Consider the following 15067-nt stretch of genomic DNA (forward strand, 5'->3'; position numbering starts at 1 on the left):
AACTCCGCCAGGGTGACCGAGGGCCAACCGGGCGAGTCCAGGCGGAACTTCGCCAGCCAGCGCCCGAGCTTGCCCGGCTCGGGCGGGCTTGCGCAGCAGGCGCGGGCGTAGAGCCTCACAGCGCGCTGGCAGACATCACCGACCACGCCACTGGAGTCGTCAATATTCCTCTCCATCTGCTTGCGCAGGCGGGTGGTGATGTGGAGCAGTGCGGGCGCCGCTGCCTTAGCGCCGTCGGCAGTATCTAGCAGGGGCTCTAGCTCGTTCAGGACGTCGCCCACGTCCTTGCCGTAGTCCATGGCGTCCCGGTAGCCGAGGAAGCGGCGCACTCCGGTGACAGACTTAGCCTGCGCCATCAGGTCCGCGGCAACCGCCTCCACGTCCCCGCCGACCAGGGACGCCGTCGTGCTCAGCGAGCGGAACACCTCCGCATTGGAGTCGGCGAGATTCAGGATCAGCTCGCGCAGCTGGTCCGCATCCAGGCCATTCAGATAGGCCTCGACGGCGGTGGCCGCCTCGTCCTCAGGGGCTGGTTCCTCCGCCCCCACAGGCTCGGCCTGCACCAGGGCACCGGAACGCTCGGCCGCCTGCAGCACGGCCAGGCCGACGGCCACCAGGTGCTTACAGAAGGCGCCCGAGGCGTGGTGCGGGCAGTTGCAATCGCCCGCGACCCCGCCATCCTCATCCTGCTGCCAGGTCAACCGAACCGAATAGGGGAAGGTGCCGGAAACCGTGGCGGTAGCCTCGCCGTCAGCGATTCGAAGTTCGCCGACCGCGTCCACCAGACCCTGGCCGCGCCCGTAGACGGCCCCGTCAGCGGCCGTGGCCAGGGCCGCCTCAGTAAGCGAGCCGAGTGATTCGATGCGCATACGCCTATCGTGCCAAAGGCCGGTCAAGGTGCAACCGGGACTGCACCAGAGGTCGCCCAGCGAACCCAAATCTGTCCATCCGTGACCACTTTGGTCCAAGGTGAGCTCAGAAGCCGATCGGGAACGTCGAGCTTTCCCCATTCTGGCGCCACTTGCTCATCTAGCAACGCGTGGGCCGTCACTCAAAGTGGTCACCGATGGACATTGAACTCTTCTCATCGGGTTCAGGATGTGGACGCCGGCATCGGAATCAAGACACCCGTCAAGGGCACAAGCGTCGACACCACCGCCGCCCTGGTCATCCTCAACCTGAACAACAGCCTCCCCTACTGAGAAAGGCTCACCGACATCCGCGAGTGCGCCGATTGTCCAATAAGCGAGTGCGTCGCCAGCGGGGTACGGTCCTCAGCAGCCTGCGCCTGCAGCCGCGGACACGCGATTGCGGCAGCATTGCCGAACGGGGAGACCCCTGTCGTTGAAGACCGGCGGCAGCGTCTCCTCAAACCGATGGAGGCGCTCTCGTTCACGCAGTCCCACGATCGCCGGGTCCCATCCCAGGATGGCGCAGACCGCGCTCACAAGTACTGCCCTGCGCCCGGCTGCGGCTCGAGGGCGCCGCCGAGGTCGCGGAAGCACCGGCATCGCGTCCATGCCTCGCGGTCGCCGATCACGTATATGCCCCTAAGGCTCCGACTTGCACGCAACCTATCCGAACCCGGCTCCCGAAACCGCATGATTCCGCGGTTTCACCGAAACAGCCTTGGCGGCAGAACACCTCCAGTGTGCAACGAGGCCCTCGTTGCACACTGGAGCGTCAACACCAAACCCCGCCCCGGCCACCACTTCCGCGTGATTCCAACGAAAAGACACGATCGGCCGACTTTGTCCTGACAGCTCCAGTGTGCAACCCGCACCGGCTCCACCCGGAGCTGGCCCCGCCCGGAACCTGTGCGGCCTGCACCGGCTCCACCCGGGGCCGCCCCAGCCTGGAACCGGCTCCACTCGGGGCCCGTCCCGCTCTCCCCGCATCTCCGCCAAGCCAGTCTCACCCCGCCCAACCACCCGGCTGACGGTTCCCGTCGTACCCCTGCGGCACACTTGCCCCATGACCACCCAGCCGCACTCGCCCGCGCGCGACCTCACCGACCTGCTCGAAAGCATCGGCGCGCGCGACAGCCGGCTGATTCACCTACAGCGCACCCCGGCCCGCCCCGGTCGCCACGGCGAGTGGCCCGCCTGGGCGGACCCCGACCTGATCGCCGCCTACACCCGCCTGGGCGTAGACCGCCCCTGGACGCATCAGGTTGCCGCCGCCGAGTCCGTCCACGCCGGCCGGCACACCGTGCTCGCCACCGGCACCGGCTCGGGCAAGTCTCTGGCCGCCTGGCTACCCGTCCTCTCGGAGGTCCTGGCCGCCCAACGCGCAGACACCGATGCCCGTATCTCCGCCTACGGGCGTCGTCCCACCGCCCTGTACCTGTCCCCGACCAAGGCACTGGCCGCCGACCAGGCTGCCGCCCTGGACCGCCTGATCACCGAGTTGGAGTCGGTTCAGCGCGAGGCGGGCGTCCCGGGCGGCTCACTGCGCACTGTGCACGCCGCCACCTGCGACGGCGACACGCCTCTGCCCGAGCGCGACTGGGCCCGCGCCCACGCCGACGTCATACTCACCAACCCCGACTTCCTGCACTTCTCGCTCCTGCCCGGCCACGAGCGCTGGAACCGCCTGCTGCGCTCGCTGCGCTACGTGGTGGTCGACGAGTGCCATGCCTACCGCGGCATTCTCGGCGCCCACGTGGCCCTGGTGCTGCGTAGGCTGCTGCGGCTGGTGCGCCGCCTGCGCCCGCACGGCCCCGAGCCCGTGGTGCTGTGCGCGTCGGCGACGGCGGCCGAGCCGGCACTCACGGCCGCCCGCCTGATCGGGGCGGAGCCCGAGGCCATCACCGCCATCGCCGACGACGCCGCCCCCACCGGCGAGCACACCCTCGCCCTGTGGCAGCCGGCCCTGCTGGATCCCTGGGCGGCCTGGGAGAACTCGGTGGCGGCCCTGGCGCAGGCGAGTGACTTCCCCGCCGCCGATCCCTTCCTGAACCGCCCGGGCGGCGTAACCGCATCTTCGGTGGAAGGCGATCCCTCCTCGGCGCAGACACCGACCAGCCAGGCAGGCCCGCCGCGCCCACCGGCGCCATCCCCCGCCTCCCGGCCCGCCGCGCCCGTCGGCCCGGACACGGACGATCCGACGGAGGATCCGGCGGCGCGGCGCAGCGCGGTGGTTGAGGCCGCCGAGCTGCTCGTGGACCTGCTCAGTGTGGGCGCGCGGGCGTTGGTGTTCGTGCGCTCGCGCCGCAGCGCCGAGATCGTGGCCGAACGGGCCCGGCACACGCTCGGCCTGTCCCAACCGGAGCTGGCGGACACGGTCGCCGCCTACCGGGGCGGCTACCTGCCCGAGGAGCGTCGCACCCTGGAGCAGGATCTGCGCCGCGGCCGCCTGCGGGCGCTGGCCACCACCAACGCCCTCGAACTGGGCATCGACGTCACCGGCCTGGACGCCGTGATCATCGCCGGCTGGCCGGGCACCCGGGTGAGCCTGTGGCAGCAGGCGGGCCGGGCCGGGCGCGCCGGCGGCCGCGGCGTGGCGGTGCTGATCGCCTCCGACAACCCGTTGGACGCCTACCTGGTCCACCATCCCGAGGATGTGTTCGCCGCCCCGGAGGCCACCGTATTCGACCCCGCCAACCCCTACGTGCTGGCCCCGCACCTGTGCGCGGCGGCCTCGGAGTCGCCCCTGCGGGAGGAGGACCTGCCCCTGTTCGGCCTGCCCGACGACTCCCTGCTGACGGAGCTGGCCGCCCGCGGGGCGCTGCGACGCCGCCCGACCGGCTGGTTCTGGAACACCAACCTGCCGGGCCGGGCGCAGGACCTGACCTCCCTGCGCGGCGACGGGCCGGCGGACGTGCCCGTGGTGGAGGAGTCGACCGGCGCCGTCGTCGGCACCGTGTCCGGGTCGTCCGCGGACTCCACCGTCCATCCTGGGGCGGTCTACATCCACCAGGGCCGCACCTACCTGGTGGAGGAGCTGACCGAGGAGGCGGCCGTCGTCAGCCGCAAGACGGCGGTCGGGTATCGCACGCGGGCGCGCGAGCAGAGCTCGGTGCGCATAGTCGCCGAGCGGGAGCGGCAGCAGTGGGCCGACGGCGTGGTGTGGGCCTTCGGCTCGGTGGAGGTCACCAGCCAGGTGGTCGGCTACAACAAGCTGGCGCTGCCGGGCATGGAGGTGGTCTCTCAGCATCCGCTGTCCATGCCCGAGCATGTGCTGCCGACGGCGTCGGTGTGGTGGACGGTGCCGGTGGAGCTCACCGCCCGCGCGGGGCTGGAGGCCGCGGAGTTGCCGGGCGCCCTGCATGCTGCGGAGCACGCCATGATCGGGATGCTGCCGCTGCTGGCCACCTGCGACCGTTGGGACATCGGCGGGCTGTCGACGGCGCTGCACCCGCAGACGCTGACGCCCACGGTGTTCGTGCACGACGCCCAGGCCGGTGGCGCAGGCTTCGCCGAGCGCGGCTTCAGGGCGGGGCGCGCCTGGCTGGAGGCGACGCTCGCAGTGGTCTCCGAGTGCTCGTGCACCGCCGGCTGCCCGAGCTGCGTGCAGTCACCGAAGTGCGGCAACAACAACGAGCCGCTGGACAAGGCGGGCGCGATCGCACTGCTGCAACTGCTGCTGGATGCGATCCCCGACGACGTCGCGGCCGCGTAATTCCGTCGGGGTTCGTTCACGCGGTGGCGGTCACGCCACCCCCGAGTTGTGTGCCCGCAAACGCCGCCGCCATGACGGCGGCGTAGAGCGCCGGTGACATTGGCCCGGCCGCCTCGAACGGCGTCCCGTGCCCGGTTCGGCGTCAGGTCGCTGAGCTCATGGAAGTTCCCGGCGGCGTCGGGAACCCTGCGCTCGACGCGGCGTCAGGCCACGGCCAGCAGCCAGGCGAGCCAGCCGCCCGCGGCCAAGTAGGGCCCGAAGGCGAGCGTGTCCTTGCGCCCGGCCCGGCGCGTGACCAGGAGTCCGATGGCCACGAGTCCGGCGAGTATGAAGCCCAGCAGCAGGCCGGCGACCACCCAATCCACCGCGATGTAGCCCAGCCACAGCCCCAGCAGGGCGCATAGTTTGACGTCCCCGAGTCCCATGCCGGAGGCGGGAATCAGCCACATCGCGAAGACGGCGGCCCCGGCTCCGAATGCGCACAGCACCGCCCGCCCCACCGTCCATGGTTCCGCAGCTGACGGTGCAATCAAGGCCATGTTTCCCAGGGCTCGTATAGCCATGACCGCCAGTAGCCAGAGCGCGGCGGTACCGAGCAGGCGATTGGGCAGCCGGTGGCAGACGGCGTCGACGCTGCCGGCCACACCCAGCAGGGCCACCACCGGCAGGGCGAGGGCTGTGTAGCCCACCGCCCCGTGGCCAAGTCCCCAAGCCAGGGTCACCGCGCACAGGATCGCCGCCAACACGCCCTGGGGACGGCGTTCCAGCAGACCCCGGGAGCGGACTCGCACAGCAGTCACATCGGTCATCCCACCCGCGCCGGTGGGCTCGGCCTCCGTGCCGGCCGCTTGGGCGCTTCGCCCGTCGGCGCACCCGTCTTCAGCGCGGCCGTCCTCGCCGGCGGTTTCGTCGGCTCCGCTGCCGCCGGCACCGCCGGTGGCAGCGTCGCTCCGACCGGCGTCCTCTTCTGAGGCCTGTTCCAACCGGTCGACGTAGCCCCGAGCAAAGCCGGAGGCGGGCCAGACGGCCACTCCTACGGATGCGACGGCCATGAGACAGACCGCCACCACGGGCAACACGGCAGCTGCGTTCACCATCCCACCTTCTCATGTCACGACGCCCTGGCACGGCCCCGCTGCGCTCCAATCATCGGGGGCGCTCGCCCCAAAACCCGCCCGCGTCGGTAGCGGCACCCGCGGTATGCCACCACCGACGCGACGGTTTTGCGCCGCTCGGTGCCCGCTATGAGCCAGCCGGCACCGGTCGGCCGGTCCTCCGGCACCGGGCGAACCCGGCCGAGTACCAACGAGGCGCGCCCAACCGTAAACCGGGCGAGGGTCGCCACCGTGACGCACCCGCCCGGCCACCGGTCATAGCGGGTTGACCGGTCCGGCGCGGGCGGCGGCGTCGGCCCGGCGTGGAACTCCGAGGATCCGGGTGAGCACCCCGACCGCTACGGTGACGTCCTCGCCGTCGACGGTGCAGGCGGCGAGTTCGGCGCCGTTGGCCCGGGCCACTCGCTGGGCGGTGGCGCAGGGGTCGGCCGGTGCGACCACGGAGGTCAGCGCCGTCGCCCCGGCGAGTGCGGCCAGGTCGGCGGCCGCCCGGGCCCGACCGCCGGCGGCCTGGGCCTGAATCAGCCCGGTGGCACCGAGCGCAAGGCACAGGGCGACGGCGATGATGCCGAGCACCATAACCGTGCCAGAGCCACGATCAGGCGCCCGCGCCAAGGCGTCGCCCGCCTGCTCGGGTCCGGCCACCGAGTGGCCCAGGCAGGACCGGCGGGAGCAGGTGCCGTTCATCTCCGAACCGCCCCCGCCGACGCCGGTAGACGGCGGCGGTGTCTCGGCCCGACTCATGGCGCACCTGCCTCGCCCCAGGTCGGCTCGGTGTAGGCGCAGGCCCGGGAGCGGGCCGTGAGGCCCAGGCCGCCCAGCGGTCCCGGAACCCGACGGCTCGCTGTCACGCAGGTAAGGTCGCCGGTCTCGACGCTCACCGTCACCGGTCCGCCCGCGCGCTGGGCGGCGCCGGCGACGTCACTGGACCCGATGGCGGCCTGCCGGGCGGCAACCCGGGCGGCGTCGGTGACCCGCAGCTGGGTGACACCGGCGTTGACGGTGGCGAGCACCAGCAGCAGGACGAGCACAACGGCCGGCATGGTCACGGCGAGCTCTGCCGTCACCATGCCGCACTCGCCGCCACGGGGTCCGCGTCCACGACAGCCTCTCGGGCCATGACAGCAGTGACAGCCGGGGCGCCGTCGGCAGGTTTCGCAGCCTCGTTCCGCCGGGCTTCCGCGGCCGACCGGCTCGGCCTGATCCCGTTCTGCGGCGTCGCGCGGGCGGTTCGCGGGCGCGGCTCCCTCTGGGCGTTGCGGCGTCCACATGACCGCCTCAGCCCACCGACAGCGCGGACTCGATGATGCCCTGCAAGACGCCGGTCAGGCTCCCCGAGCGCATGATCGCCAACAACAAGCCGGCGAAGGCCGCCGCTGCCAGAGTACCGATCGCGTATTCGGCGGTCGCCATGCCCGCTTCGCCGTCCCGGTCGGCGGCGTCGGCCTCGTTCAAGCCGGGCGGGGTGCCGTGGGCGAGGACCCACGCGTTGTGCAAGGTCAACAAGGTGTGCTTCATGATCTCCTCCTGGAGGGGTTGGGGCCGGCCGACGTTGGCCGCGCCCGCGGGCACCGTGCCCGCGTCACCAGCGTCAGGCACCCGCCTCGGCGGCGCATCTGGGCCTTTTGATCTCTGTGGATTAGGGGTGCACGAACCGCACCTGTGGACACTGGCGGCGTCGGCATGCACCTTTCCGGGCGCACTACATGCCGATCACGATTCTCAACATCGGGTTGATGAGCGATTGCGATTCCATGCTTCTGGGCAACGGCCGGTGCACAGGCCGGTACGGTGCTGATCGCCTGAGTTCCCCTCAGCTCCCATGAATCCCATCCACAGGAAGTCTCCATGTCGGCAGTGTCCGCCCACTCCCCTTCGGCTCGGTTCCCGCACGTCCTTCTTCGTGAACGTTGCCGAGCCGCATTCTTTGCTGCTATTGCCGCGTTGTTCCTAGCCGGCCCGACGCTAGTGGCCTGCGGCGTCTCCCCCGAATCCGAAGCGCAGCCGACACAGACCACCGCCGCCGCCCTGATTATCCCGGACCTGGTCGGGATGGATGGGAAGGAGGCTGCGGAAGCACTCGAACGGGCAGGATTCATCGAAAGGCCTACCTTCGCCGACATCGACGGTGAGGAGACGGTCATCATCCTCGAGAACTGGTCGGTCAGGGAGCAAAACCCCGCCGCCGGGACAACGGCCACCGCCGACCAGGTAATCACCCTCACGGTGAACCACGACGCCGCCGATGCGGCCGCTTCTGCGTCAGCCTCCGCGGCAGCGGCGGCAGAGGCAGAAGCCTCCGCTTCCGCCGCGGCCTCGGCCTCCGCTGCTGCGGCCGAGAAGGCCGCCCAGGAAGAAACAGCACGACAGGCCGAACAAGCCACTCAAGAGGCTGCACAGGCCGAACAAGCTGCCCCCGCGCCAGCGCCTCTGATGCCACAGCAGGACACGTCGGCGTACTACCAGAATTGCAGCGAGGCCAGGGCAGCGGGCGCCGCACCGATCTATGCCGGCGAACCCGGCTACCGCAGCGCACTTGATCGCGACAATGACGGAATCGCCTGCGAGTAACGCGGCACACGAAATCGAGTCGGCGTTTTGAAGCTCACCAGGACGCCATCATCAGCCCGGCAGGATATGCGATAGAGCCTTCTCCCGCCTCCCATGCGTCCAGATGGCCCTACCCGTGCCTCCCAGAGTCGGCATCCTCGAGTCCAGACTGGGCAAGACGCAGTAGCTGCGAACCTCCCATCTCGACACCGCGCACAGCCGAAAGGATCTTCATGCACGTCTCTGCTCACTCGCTCTCTCGCCGTGGTCTACTGCAGGGTATGCCCGTCGCCCTGACCGGCCTGGCGCTGGCGGCATGCGCCTCCGGCGAAGGCACCAACGCGTCGCCGGCGACGGTTTCCCCGACAGCCACAAACCCCGGCCCTACCACCGGCAGCCCACAACCCACCCAGGAGACCAACATGCCCGCAACACAACCCGCCTCGATCCGCATCACCTTCGGAGGCGCCCTCGACGGCACCGTCATGGAGGCGACTCTCGACGACAACGCCGCCACCCGCTCCCTACTCGCTCAGCTACCACTGGAGCTCAGCTTCTCCGACTACGGCGGCCAGGAACTAACCGCCTCCCTGCCGCAGGACCTGGACACCACGGGCATGAGCGCCGGCGCCCCGCAGCCGGGCGACATCGGCTGGTACGAACCCGGCAAGGTGCTCGTCCTGTACTACACGGCCGTCGGCTCCTGGCCGGGCCTGTACGTCATCGGACACACCGACTACGACGTCGTCCTCCTCGCCAGGCAGGCCGACCTGCCGGCGTCGATCACCCTGGCGCAGTGACGCGCCGGCCGAGCCGCCACTGACGCGTGTATGCGCCGAGGTGCGGGCAAGCCGCCGGGGATGGGCCGCCGATATCGGCCCGGTCGGGGCCGTGACGGCGCGATACTTGGGATCATGCTCCAGCCGTACTCCCCCTCCGCCGAACCACTCACCCGCATGGCGGACGGGACCGTCAAGCAGATCAGTCCCTTCACCGGCACCGAGGTGTGGACCGTACCCGGACGCGGCAACCGCCCCATCTCCCACCCCGCCGCCGAGGTCCACACGCTCACGCAGGCCGAGCGCACTCGCGCCTGCAAGTTCTGCCCGGCGCACTACACCGAGACTCCGCCGGAGAAGTCCCGCGTCGTGGCCACGCCCAACGGCGGCTTCGAGCGGATCGACGCCCTGCCCGCCGCCGAGCTGTTCGACACGGTCGCCGAGTTCCGCCGCATCCCGAACCTGTTCGAGATCCTGTCCTACGACTACTGGCACGCCAACCACGGCTATGAAGTGCCCGACGCCGCCCGGGAACGCATGGAGGCCTACCTGGCCGATCCGGCCGGCGCCGACCACGTGGCCCGGGTGGCCCGCGCCAAGCTGCGCGCCTCCGGCCAGAACCCCGACACCTGGGAGACCATGGACGCGGACGCTCGCCGACAGTACCTGGCGGCATTCTTCGCCGGCGGTCACGACGTGATCGTGGCGCGGCGGCACTACACCGACGACGCCGTCGACTCCTCCTCCCTGGCCGGCTCGGGCACCCTCACCCCGGCCGAGCACCGCGCCTACATCCGCCTGGCCGTGCAGGCCACGCACGACCTGTATCAGGCCAACCGCTGGGTTCGCTATGTGGCGGTGTTCCAGAACTGGCTGCGCCCGGCCGGCGCGTCATTCGATCACCTGCACAAGCAGCTGGTGGGCATCGACGAGCGGGGCGTGTCCTCCGAATTGGAGTTGCAGCGGGTGCGCGCCAACCCGAACCTGTACAACGAGATGGGGGTGGACTACGCCGCCTACCGGGGCCTGCTGGTGGCGTCCAATGAACACGCGGTGGCCTTTGCCGGCTTCGGGCACCGCTACCCGACGCTGGAGGTGTATTCGACGTCGCCCACCTGCGAGCCGTGGCTAATGAGTCGGGATGAGGTGGATGCCGTCTCCGACCTGCTGCACGCGCTGCATGCGGCTACGGGCGCGGACGTGCCCAGCAACGAGGAGTGGCACCACAAGCCGATCGACGTCGACCAACCGATGCCCTGGCACATCACCCTGAAGTGGCGGGTGTCTACCCTGGCGGGCTTCGAGGGCGGCACCAAGGTGTACCTCAACACGATCGACCCGTGGACGCTGCGCGACCGCGTGGTGTCCCGCCTGGAGGACCTGCGGGCCGACCGCCTGATCGCCCCGATGGCGGTGGGCGAGGAGTGCCCGACGACGCCGAACCGACTGCTGTACAACCCGGTGCTGACGCGTTGAGGCCCAGCTATTGCCAAGTGGGGCCTCCGTACGTACATCATCCGTACAAGGAGGAACCATCATGCCGCCCGCTAAGACCCAGCGGATCGACCTGCGCGCCACACCGCGCCAAGAGGCCCTGATCCAACAAGCCGCAGCCCAAACGGACCGCACCGTCAGCGAGTTCATACTCTCGTCCGCAACCATGGAAGCCGAGCGAGTCACGACGAGCCGCCGCTGGTTCACCGTTGACGACCCCACATTCGAACAAGTCATGCAGGTGCTCGACGCTCCCCTGACCGACACCTGGGGCTTGCCCCTGTTGTGTGGACACGAGGGGTTGGTTTATGCGGCGTGTTCCAACGTAGTGGCTGGCGTCGCGGGTGTGTGGTGGTTCTCGTAGGTGTTCGGGGGCAGGTTGTCGCAGTAGGAGTGCCGTCGCACGGTGTTGTACCGGGTCAGCCACCGGAAGACCTGCCGCCGGCAGGTCAGCTCGTCAGGCCAGGCGCGTTGGTCCATGAGCACTTCCCGTTTGAACGCGGCGTTGAAGGACTCGGCCAGGGCGCTGGTTGGCACTGGTGCCCACCGCACCCATCGACTGGGTAACACCAAGGTCCTTGCAGGCCTTGTGGAAGTCCTTGGGCGTGTAGACGCTGCCGTGGTCGGAGTGGAAGATGGCGCCCTGCAGGCTCCCTCGGGTGTGTGCGGCCGCCCGTAGGGCGTCGACCACGAGGGACGTGTGCATGTGGTCGCGCACCGCCCAGCCGACCAGGCGCCTGCCATACGCGGTCGATGACGGTGGCCAGGTACAGGTTGCTCCCGCCAGCCAGCGGCAGATAGGTGGGGGCACCTCCCACGCAGTGGGGGAATGTCCCCTACGTACTTGCGGTTGGGCGCATCCGCTGTGAAATCCCGCCCCATCAGATCGGGGTACTTCGACGCCGCCTGGTCCCGGTGCGGTGGTACGCACCCGGCGCCGCTTGCGGTACCCCGCAATGCCGCCGGCCCGCATCAGACGCGCCACCCGCCTTGCGGTTGATGCGTCTGTCGTCGCCCTTGTCGATCCCTTCGCCTGGTTCGGCGGCGGGTCCTGGGGGCTCCCATGGGCCGGTCACCGTGGATGATCTGCCGTATCCGCTCGGCCCGGGGCGGCATCGGCCGCGGCCCGCTCGGCTCGTCTGGGACCGGCCTGTTTCCAGGCGTAAAAGGAGGAGCGGGCTACCCCCGAGCAACTCGCACAGCCGCTCCCGCCCCATAGGTGGCTGCATGGTCGGCGACGAAACCGGGCAGGCGGCCTCTACCGGATCGTCTCCCCCGCGAAACATGCTTGGCCGCCTGCCGGGAAGATCTCCCGCTCCCGGGTCAGCTTGGCCCGCTCCGCCCGCAAGGCGGCGTTCTCCGCCACTCGGGCGGGCGACCCGCTCCTCCACCGACTCCCCAGCCGACGCCGACGTCTGGGCCCTGTCCCCAGTCTTGCTGTTGGGTTTGAGAGGGCTGGGGGCCGGTGCCCCGTCCGGACCGGTCTTCCGCCCGGTACCCCAACGGTGCAACCAGCCGCGCAGCGTCCCGCGGGAGACCCCCAGGTCCTGGGCGATACCACGCACGCATCGCCCCCGGGGTCGTCTCGTACAAGTCCACGCACCTGACGGCGCAAGCTCATCCGAGTAACTCTTCAACCCACAGGTCAGATCATCTCGCTCTCCCCAGCCACACAGAGCCGGAATCAGCGTGTCCAACAAACAGGGCCAAGGCCCCCAAGACAAACGCCACAACCAAGCCATACTCGCACTCGCCCACCGCCGCATCCTCATCCTATACGCCATGATCCGAGACGGCTCCCTCTACGACCCACCAGCCCAACAACTACCCACCGCCGCTTGACAAGCCACGTAGGGGCACCCCCCCGCCGCCGGCATAAGGCGCATGCCATGCTGCGAACAGCACGAGCGATGATCGAGCATCACTCCAATCCTTTCTCGCGGCCATGCTCGAACCCTTCCGTAGAAGGCTCTCGAGCCTCGTTCGAGACCACGCTAAGGTCGGGGTCTGCAATCCAGCTCTTGAACTTCGCGATGTTTTCAGGACTAGAAAGCAGCTCCTCTTCATTAACATGAGAGCCGTCTTGATTATCATAATCCATCCAGGTATAATCATATGGCTTCCCACTGGGATCCGTATATGCGCCGGCCGGCAAATACCCCCGCTCATCGAGCTTCGCATAAGTTTCAGCGAATAGCCGATCCTTAACAGCAGTCTGCATGTCCTTCGCATCTTTTTTGGCCTGTTCAGAATTGGACGGTAAGGCGTCGCCGCCCGCGTCGAGCATGTAGGACTCGACAATGCTTAACGCCTTACTAGCCACAGCGGACTGCGGCCCCGGGATGAAGCTCAGCCCTTTACCAAAGGCACCGAGGATCATTTGGTTGGTCGCGTCTTTTTCGGCCGCCTCGTCGCCGCGCCCCTTCTCCGCCGCACCTTGAATGTATCCAAGCAAACAGCCATCGTAATAACGCGTTTGGGAAACCTGATCATACGCGTCCTGGTAGGTCGCGTCCGCAGGCAACTCATCCAGCGAGCTATCCAGGCGCTGCGACGTATACCTACCTGCCGCGTCCGAAACGGTCAGCAGCGCAACATCATCCTTAAGCGTCTCCTGCAATAATAGTCTGATTTCATCCCAGTGAAGTTCATCCCATCTAGTTGGTTGATCCTGAAGGAACCGAGTTGGCGGCTGTGAGTCATCTCGTCCACTCGCAGCCTGATCGATCTCGTGCATGGAGTTTGCTAGTACCACGGCCGCGTTCTGCCGCGAAGTATCCGTCCACAAGCCGTCCTCACGCCCAGCCATGTCGACCACCGCCTGCTCCGTAATCCACGCAGCACGCTCGTCCTTCGTCCCCGTCGTCAACTGCCGATGCTCCGAAGCGCCCGCGAACGCAGCGCTCAGTGCCTCAAAACTGGTCGAGTCCCAATCGCGATCCTTAAGCCACTCCCAAGTAGTACCATCAACCTCCACGGTCTGCTCGATTGCACGATCATCAACCGGCGGCGCCAGGAACTCCAAAGCCGCGTCAGGCTGCCGCCCCATCGCAGTCAGAATCCCAGTCATCGGATCCCAATCACCCACAGGGCCTTTTGGTCGTGGCGCATTCATCCGTTGCGACTGCCACACCGGGTAACCTTCGCAAGTCTTCTCGTGTGCCTCCACGGCATACCCCAGTTCCTGGAGGAAGTACTTGTTGAACACCCCACCGGCCTGCACGGCCTCGCCATCGAGCTCGGCCGTATTCGCAGCCGTCCGATTAGCCCCTTCCAGCAGCAGGTTGAAGCCGAGAGGCATGTAGTAGGGCTGATCTTCGTCCGTGACAAGTTCAGCCAGCTCCTCCGCATACTCCGAACGGTGCTGCGGAGTCCAGGCCGACGAGCTCGTGGCGGTGCCGAAGCAGATCGACAGCGTCGCCTGAGCGGACAACCACGCATCGTTGGTCCGATCCAAGCGTGTGCTGTAGTCGGTGTCAAGATCGTTCGGATCATAGTCGGGCACATTCTCAAGCTGAGACTGCCGGTGCTTATCAATCGCGTACGCCAGATCCGCCATACCCTCAGGTCCCATGGCGTCGGCGAAGGCGGCGGCATATACCTCGTCGTTCTGATGATCTGCCACAGACCCATTCATCAGGTCCAGCAGCTCATCGGGATCGGCGTTCTTCGCCTTCTCCGCATCGATTTCAGCCTGCACCAGCGAACTGAGATCACTGACCGAGCTGATCGTCACGGTGTCTGGCAGATTATAAGTAATGACACCGTCCGCGTTCATGCTGCCGACGCCGGACTCGTTGACAGCCACGATGGCATTCTTGGCCTCCTCCAACGTGTCGGCCCTGCCGTTGAGGTTACCGATCACTTTATCGGCGGCGGGCGGAAAGTCCTCGATGTCCATCGGATCATGCTCCGCCTCGAACTCGCTATCGATCCTCGACTTGGCGGCGTCACACTCGTCCGCGAGAGCGCGGATATTCTGTATCACTGATTCCAGCTTACTGGGATCCATATGTAGCACGGCCATTTGTTGCTACCCTCCTTCGGGTTGGACTGTCAGTCTGGTTGCGGCGCCGCACCTAAACGCCGCCATTGGGCCAGTTGGCGTCCGGATCGTCCTCCTCCACCTCCATTTCCAGGGCGTCCCTTTTATTCCGGACATCCCGGAACAGATTGCTGAATACGGCATCAACCGCGTCCACATCCGCCTTGGCGTCTTCAGCCATCTCATCCGCCAACGGTCCCGTCCAGGTGTCTGACGCATTGACCGTTGCCATTATTTCCGCGCCTTTTGAGGGCCCCGCGTAGCGCGGCACCAAGGTGCCGTCAAAGCCAAGCCTCGTGTTCTGGTTGGACACATACTCGCACAGGCGTCCGAGCGCCTGACGCCGCAGATTCTCCGCCATCAGACTAGCCCCTGTTTCCGGTGCAGGTGGACGCATTCATTGGCTCGAGAGTCCGGACCGCCATGGCCGCTTCGCGTGTATTCGCGAAGACGCGCACTGG

Annotated in this window: 13 protein-coding genes and 2 pseudogenes; 7 read left to right on the plus strand and 8 right to left on the minus strand. The window is 68.0% G+C overall.

What is annotated here, in order from left to right:
- A partial coding sequence (locus tag DRB06_RS16065; protein WP_111819394.1) for an SWIM zinc finger domain-containing protein occupies positions 1 to 869 on the minus strand: 869 nt, incomplete at its 3' end.
- A gap of 204 nt (positions 870 to 1073) precedes the next feature.
- On the opposite strand from DRB06_RS16065, the gene DRB06_RS16545 reads away from it, so the two are divergent.
- Both DRB06_RS16545 and DRB06_RS06035 read left to right on the plus strand, forming a co-directional pair.
- Positions 1074 to 1202: a hypothetical protein gene (locus DRB06_RS16545; RefSeq protein WP_258522159.1), complete on the plus strand. Its 129-nt coding sequence runs from the start codon at positions 1074 to 1076 to the stop codon at positions 1200 to 1202.
- 772 nt (positions 1203 to 1974) lie between these two features.
- A complete protein-coding gene (locus tag DRB06_RS06035) occupies positions 1975 to 4623 on the plus strand; it encodes a DEAD/DEAH box helicase (protein ID WP_111819395.1) in 2649 nt (882 codons plus the stop codon).
- Positions 4624 to 4826: 203 nt separating this feature from the next.
- Here DRB06_RS06035 and DRB06_RS06040 read toward each other — a convergent pair whose 3' ends face one another.
- The 4 genes from DRB06_RS06040 to DRB06_RS06055 form a co-directional block, all read right to left on the minus strand.
- Positions 4827 to 5720: an A24 family peptidase gene (locus tag DRB06_RS06040; RefSeq protein ID WP_111819396.1), complete on the minus strand. Its 894-nt coding sequence runs from the start codon at positions 5718 to 5720 to the stop codon at positions 4827 to 4829.
- A 273-nt stretch (positions 5721 to 5993) separates the two neighbouring features.
- The gene (locus DRB06_RS06045) at positions 5994 to 6482 is read right to left on the minus strand and encodes an Rv3654c family TadE-like protein (RefSeq protein ID WP_395994429.1); all 489 of its coding nucleotides are present in this window, start codon (positions 6480 to 6482) and stop codon (positions 5994 to 5996) included.
- The gene (locus DRB06_RS06050; protein ID WP_111819398.1) at positions 6479 to 6808 is read right to left on the minus strand and encodes a TadE family type IV pilus minor pilin; all 330 of its coding nucleotides are present in this window, start codon (positions 6806 to 6808) and stop codon (positions 6479 to 6481) included. The genes DRB06_RS06045 and DRB06_RS06050 overlap by 4 nt, the downstream gene beginning before the upstream one ends.
- A gap of 208 nt (positions 6809 to 7016) precedes the next feature.
- On the minus strand, positions 7017 to 7256 hold the full coding sequence (locus DRB06_RS06055) for a DUF4244 domain-containing protein (protein ID WP_073330380.1): 240 nt from the start codon (positions 7254 to 7256) through the stop codon (positions 7017 to 7019).
- 330 nt (positions 7257 to 7586) lie between these two features.
- On the opposite strand from DRB06_RS06055, the gene DRB06_RS16550 reads away from it, so the two are divergent.
- From DRB06_RS16550 to DRB06_RS06075, 4 genes are all read left to right on the plus strand, one after another.
- Entirely contained in the window at positions 7587 to 8309 is a 723-nt protein-coding gene (locus tag DRB06_RS16550; protein WP_111819399.1) for an excalibur calcium-binding domain-containing protein, read from the plus strand.
- 212 nt (positions 8310 to 8521) lie between these two features.
- Complete coding sequence (locus DRB06_RS06065; RefSeq protein ID WP_083565776.1) at positions 8522 to 9088, plus strand: cyclophilin-like fold protein; 567 nt, start codon at positions 8522 to 8524, stop codon at positions 9086 to 9088.
- 114 nt (positions 9089 to 9202) lie between these two features.
- Positions 9203 to 10543 carry a DUF4921 family protein gene (locus DRB06_RS06070; protein ID WP_111819400.1) on the plus strand — a complete coding sequence of 447 codons (1341 nt, stop codon included), beginning with the start codon at positions 9203 to 9205 and terminating at the stop codon, positions 10541 to 10543.
- 61 nt (positions 10544 to 10604) lie between these two features.
- A complete protein-coding gene (locus DRB06_RS06075; protein ID WP_111819401.1) occupies positions 10605 to 10925 on the plus strand; it encodes a DUF1778 domain-containing protein in 321 nt (106 codons plus the stop codon).
- On the opposite strand, the pseudogene DRB06_RS16925 reads toward DRB06_RS06075, so the two are convergent.
- Positions 10868 to 12160, minus strand: a pseudogene (locus tag DRB06_RS16925) (IS3 family transposase). The gene DRB06_RS06075 and the pseudogene DRB06_RS16925 sit on opposite strands and share 58 nt — an antisense overlap.
- A 117-nt stretch (positions 12161 to 12277) precedes the next feature.
- Here DRB06_RS16925 and DRB06_RS16560 point away from each other — a divergent pair.
- A pseudogene (locus DRB06_RS16560) lies at positions 12278 to 12403 on the plus strand (IS110 family transposase); the annotation flags it as partial.
- 79 nt (positions 12404 to 12482) lie between these two features.
- Here the strand turns inward: DRB06_RS16560 and DRB06_RS06090 are convergent.
- Both DRB06_RS06090 and DRB06_RS15795 read right to left on the minus strand, forming a co-directional pair.
- The gene (locus DRB06_RS06090; protein ID WP_111819404.1) at positions 12483 to 14588 is read right to left on the minus strand and encodes a DUF6571 family protein; all 2106 of its coding nucleotides are present in this window, start codon (positions 14586 to 14588) and stop codon (positions 12483 to 12485) included.
- Positions 14589 to 14640: 52 nt separating this feature from the next.
- On the minus strand, positions 14641 to 14967 hold the full coding sequence (locus DRB06_RS15795) for a hypothetical protein (protein ID WP_073330390.1): 327 nt from the start codon (positions 14965 to 14967) through the stop codon (positions 14641 to 14643).
- Positions 14968 to 15067: the final 100 nt, after the last annotated feature.

The sequence above is a fragment of the Actinomyces sp. Z5 genome (assembly GCF_003287795.1).
GTDB lineage: Bacteria > Actinomycetota > Actinomycetes > Actinomycetales > Actinomycetaceae > Actinomyces > Actinomyces glycerinitolerans.

Excerpts from the sequence above, each read along its gene's own strand:
- DRB06_RS06045 (WP_395994429.1), bottom strand. The coding sequence starts at position 6,482 with ATGAGTCGGGCCGAGACACCGCCGCCGTCTACCGGCGTCGGCGGGGGC.
- DRB06_RS06050 (WP_111819398.1), bottom strand. The coding sequence starts at position 6,808 with ATGGTGACGGCAGAGCTCGCCGTGACCATGCCGGCCGTTGTGCTCGTC.
- DRB06_RS16550 (WP_111819399.1), top strand. The coding sequence starts at position 7,587 with ATGTCGGCAGTGTCCGCCCACTCCCCTTCGGCTCGGTTCCCGCACGTC.
- DRB06_RS06075 (WP_111819401.1), top strand. The coding sequence starts at position 10,605 with ATGCCGCCCGCTAAGACCCAGCGGATCGACCTGCGCGCCACACCGCGC.
- DRB06_RS06035 (WP_111819395.1), top strand. The coding sequence starts at position 1,975 with ATGACCACCCAGCCGCACTCGCCCGCGCGCGACCTCACCGACCTGCTC.
- DRB06_RS06040 (WP_111819396.1), bottom strand. The coding sequence starts at position 5,720 with ATGGTGAACGCAGCTGCCGTGTTGCCCGTGGTGGCGGTCTGTCTCATG.
- DRB06_RS06055 (WP_073330380.1), bottom strand. The coding sequence starts at position 7,256 with ATGAAGCACACCTTGTTGACCTTGCACAACGCGTGGGTCCTCGCCCAC.
- DRB06_RS06065 (WP_083565776.1), top strand. The coding sequence starts at position 8,522 with ATGCACGTCTCTGCTCACTCGCTCTCTCGCCGTGGTCTACTGCAGGGT.
- DRB06_RS15795 (WP_073330390.1), bottom strand. The coding sequence starts at position 14,967 with ATGGCGGAGAATCTGCGGCGTCAGGCGCTCGGACGCCTGTGCGAGTAT.
- DRB06_RS06070 (WP_111819400.1), top strand. The coding sequence starts at position 9,203 with ATGCTCCAGCCGTACTCCCCCTCCGCCGAACCACTCACCCGCATGGCG.
- DRB06_RS06090 (WP_111819404.1), bottom strand. The coding sequence starts at position 14,588 with ATGGCCGTGCTACATATGGATCCCAGTAAGCTGGAATCAGTGATACAG.